The following is a 4,316-nucleotide window of genomic DNA, read 5'->3' on the forward strand; positions in this document are numbered from 1 at the left end:
ATTTGAATGAATCTGCTGCTTTTTTTGATTTTGCTGGCACTGGTCCCGGTTTTAAACCGGGAGAATCGTCCTTCGCAAAGGCTTATCTGATATGAACGGTTTTGGAACAGTGCTCCGGGCTTACAACCGTTCATAAATTACCGGGAAGCCGCGGCTCTTTTGCTTACTTTTCCAGCTGCAGGGAAAAGTAAGTGCCCTTCCGCCGCAAAGGCGGACTAATTTTAATTATTTTTTCTAATTTTTATTTTTACCTGACACTTGTGAACTGAATCATTCTTTCTTTAAGCAGATTGATTTTTTGGGACTCATAATATTTATCGGGAATTCGAAAATTATCACAATCTTCAAGCCTATATTTTAACAAGCATGCAAATCCGAATATGACCAGCAAAAAAACTTCCAACTTGTTTTTAATTCTCTTTTTAATTCTGTCTTTCTCAGTACAGGCGAAAGCTCAGCAAAGTTTGCCTCCGGGGCTTGACCAGTATATTGAGAAGGTATTAAAAGCTTTTGAAGTTCCGGGTCTTAGTGTCTCAATTGTAAAAGATGGTAAAGTGCTGCTCGCAAAGGGTTATGGCATTAAAAAGCTTGGCGGGAATGATCGGGTGGATGCAAATACGCTTTTTTCAATTGCTTCAAATTCAAAAGCCTTCACTGCGACCGCATTGGCTATGCTGGTTGAAGAGGGCAAGCTAAAATGGGATGATCGGGTAATTGATCATTTGCCATGGTTTAAAATGGCCGATTCCTATGTTACTACAAACCTTACTGTTAGAGATCTTTTAGTACATCATAGCGGGCTTTTAGCCTATTCAGGAGACCTTATGTTGTTCCCTCCCTCTACGTATTCGAGAAGGGAGATTTTGGAAAAACTTCAGAAATTGCCTCTGGTTCATGATTTCAGAAGTACTTATGCCTATGATAATATTTTATATCTGGCAGCAGGAGAAGTGATTAAGGTGCTAAGCGGCAGAGAATGGGAGGATTTCGTCAAAGAACGGATTTTTGACAAGGTAGGTATGCCGGAGAGTGTTTCCAGGCATTCAGAATCCGGGAGCAGGCCAAATATATCGGCTGCGCATGATATGATAGGAGGTAAGGTCGGACTGGTTGAGGATTATACGGAGCAGAATATTGGCGATGCCAGCAATCCGGCAGGAGGTATTCTTTCTAATGCAAATGATATGTCAAACTGGATGATTACTCAGCTGGATTCAGGCAGAACGCCTGCTCGCACAGAATTATTTAAGCCTGCCAGCACAAACCAACTTTGGAAAGTGATCAGGCCTATTCCTGTAAGCAAAGTATCAGAAGGGCTGAAACCTGCGCAAATGGATTTTTTCGGATATGCCTTAGGTTTCAGGGCCTATAATTATCAGAAATACAAGGTGGTAGGCCATGGTGGTAAGCTGGGTGGTTTTGTTTCACAGGTGGCTATGGTTCCCGACCTTAAGCTTGGGATAACCGTATTAACCAATCAGGAATCAACCGCGGCTTATTGGTCTATTATTTATCATGTACTTGACTATTATGAGAGTAATTCAAAATTTGACTGGCTGAAGGCTTTTAACGATGAACAGGTTTTAACTACAGCAAGACTGACAGAATCCCAAAATAAAAATCTGATTAAGTCGGATCCGGCAGGCAAATACAATCTTTCAATTGCAAAACTGGCTGGTAATTACAAGGATGAGGTTTATGGGGATATTATTTTAATTCCTTCCGGAGATAGTTTATTAATGGAGTTTAAGCAATTACCACACCTCAATGCATCGCTTAAGTATTTCCAGTACAATAGTTTTATCGCGACTTTGAAAAATAAGAGCTTAAAGGCCGATTCATACGTTACATTTGCATTAAATGCTGACGGATCTGTCGATCAGGTAAAGCTAAAGATCATTGATCCGGATTCAGATCTAACTTTTCATGATGTTCTGCTCAAGCCCGCCAGGTAATCTACAGCCGAAATCATTTTGTTGATTTAATTTACAGATCATGCCATATTTGGAATTTACCGAATGGGTGTGCTGATATACCAGAATAAAAATTATGGAAAATAGAAAATTCAGTAAAGCTACTGATGCAGTTTGGGCAGGTGAAGACAATCCTTACTTTAAAGAGGCTGTTACAACACCAATAGTAAATAGCGTTGCTTTTGCTTACAAAGATCTTGATGAATGGTATGATGTTTCCACCGGGAAAGCAGATGGCTTTATCTATAGCCGTAATACCAATCCTACCGTGGCTTCCCTGGAAGAGAAAATAAGAGTATTGGAAGGTGCCGAAGCAGCTACAGCCTTTGCAACCGGTATGGCTGCAATCAGCAACACACTTTTTACTTTTTTAAAGCCAGGCAAAAGGGTAGTTTCTGTTAAGGATACCTATGGAGGTACAAGCAAACTTTTTCTTGACTTCTTCCCGGCATATCATGTGGAAGTTAAACTATGTGAAACAGGGAATCATGGGGAACTGGAATATGAGATTGCCAAAGGATGTGATCTGGTTTATCTTGAAACCCCAACCAATCCTACTTTGAAAATCATTGATATCAGGCGTATTGCCCTTGCTGCAAGAAAGGTCGGTGCTGTTGTGGTTGTGGATAATACTTTTGCAACACCGATTAACCAGAATCCATTGGACCTGGGAGCAGATTTGGTATTGCATAGTGCTACAAAATATCTATGCGGCCATTCTGATGCAATGGGTGGCGTATTGGCAGGTAGCAGGGAGCTGGTACAGAAGGTATTTCATTTCAGGGAAATCAATGGAGCCAGTCTGCAGGCAGACCCTGCTTATATGATCGCCAGAGGGATGAAAACACTTGAGTTGAGAATCTCCCGACAGAATGAATCCGCAATGAAGATTGCAAAATATCTGCATGCACACCCTAAAGTTAGTCAGGTATTTTATCCCGGATTGGAGACACATACCGGTCATGCAATCGCTAAATCTCAAATGAGGGGTTTTGGTGGTATGTTAAGTTTTGCACTGGATGGAGGTTATGATCTGGTAGAGAAATTTCTGCCATCGCTAAAGCTGGTTCATCTTGCTGCGAGTCTTGGTTCGGTGAGTACACTGGCTGGTCCGCCACGCACCACAAGCCATGTAGAGCTAACTGAAGAGCAACGTGCCCTGTTGGGTATTCCAGAAAGCTTGATTCGCTATTCTGTGGGTATTGAATCGGTTGATGATCTTTTGTTCGATCTTGAGGATGCTTTGAAGAAAATATAGACGGCTAAACGCTTCTGGTTATAATTTGAAAGCTAAAGCAGATAATATGAGTAAAATCATAAAAATACCTGCCTTCAGTCATTCTATAGATCTGGCGTATTGGTTAGAATTGTTTTATGAAAGAGATCAATATAAAACACATCAACAACCTGCATAGTGATGCACTGAGAAGTTTGGATTTCTATAAACAAGAAATCACAATACTTACAAAGCGCCTCGAAGAGATTGCAGCGGATAACACAGGACATGAAGCAGCTGAAAAGGTAGAACATTTTCAGAATCAGTTTCTGATTCAGTATAACAATATTGATGAGTTGAAACATGGTTTGCATGAAAATCTAAATAAGATAGAGAATCAGGTAAAAGAATCAGCAGGATTTATCTCACAGTCGAGTGCCGCAGAAAATGTTGAATTATATGATCAGTATCTTACAGAAGAGAAGATTATAAATGAGGTCAGGCAGGAGTTTAATCGCTTTGCTTCTAAATGGATGTAATTATTTAATCTTTAATATGTTATTAAATTTTCCACTAATCATTTCCTGATTAGGAAGGGGTCAGCTCTATGGAGATGACCTTTTTTTGTTAAAGGATAATTTTCATTTCCCTGGAGAAAACATGAGCTAATAGATCAGCTGACCCCGGAAGGTGGTGAAATGTTTATAGAAACAGGATATAATCACGTTTATCGACACTAAAGGGAGCGTATGTGAAAATTTCGAATACATGCGCCCGCCCAGGGCGGGCGGGATTTCCTTGTTAATTGTAATTCTATAAACATATGACCCCTTCAGGGTCAATAGAAAATTCCTGCCTGGAAGTACAATCAAGGTTTAAATAAACCTTTTAATCATTAAATAATCCTTAGGAAAGTAGAATAATTGCAACCAGGAAGAATGATCATCATTTCAGAGAATCGTGTTTAATGTGGTCTTGCCGATCAGCCGACCCCGATTTCTATGATCTATGCAACTAATCTTTGATAATTTTTTTCATAGGGTCGGTTATTGTTGACACATGCAAAAATCCGGTGGATTAACTTGTTTCTAACTGCATTCAGCGTACTCATTTTATTCTTATTCTCC

The 4,316-nt window shown here is 40.0% G+C and carries 3 protein-coding genes; all 3 read left to right on the forward strand.

Translation table 11 applies throughout. The features are described from left to right. Positions 1-380: 380 nt before the first annotated feature. The 3 genes from Q8M41_RS02985 (at position 381) to Q8M41_RS02995 (ending at position 3,728) form a co-directional block, all read left to right on the forward strand. Positions 381-1,955: a serine hydrolase gene (locus Q8M41_RS02985; RefSeq protein WP_305363759.1), complete on the forward strand. Its 1,575-nt coding sequence runs from the start codon at positions 381-383 to the stop codon at positions 1,953-1,955. Between the two features lie 94 nt (positions 1,956-2,049). Next, positions 2,050-3,231, forward strand: a complete 1,182-nt coding sequence (locus Q8M41_RS02990; RefSeq protein ID WP_305363760.1) for a cystathionine gamma-synthase family protein — start codon at positions 2,050-2,052, stop codon at positions 3,229-3,231. A gap of 116 nt (positions 3,232-3,347) precedes the next feature. Beyond that, positions 3,348-3,728 (forward strand): hypothetical protein, encoded by a 381-nt coding sequence (locus tag Q8M41_RS02995; RefSeq protein ID WP_305363761.1) that lies wholly within the window; start codon positions 3,348-3,350, stop codon positions 3,726-3,728. Positions 3,729-4,316: the final 588 nt, after the last annotated feature.

The organism is Daejeonella sp., assembly GCF_030684675.1.
Taxonomy (GTDB): Bacteria; Bacteroidota; Bacteroidia; order Sphingobacteriales; family Sphingobacteriaceae; genus Daejeonella.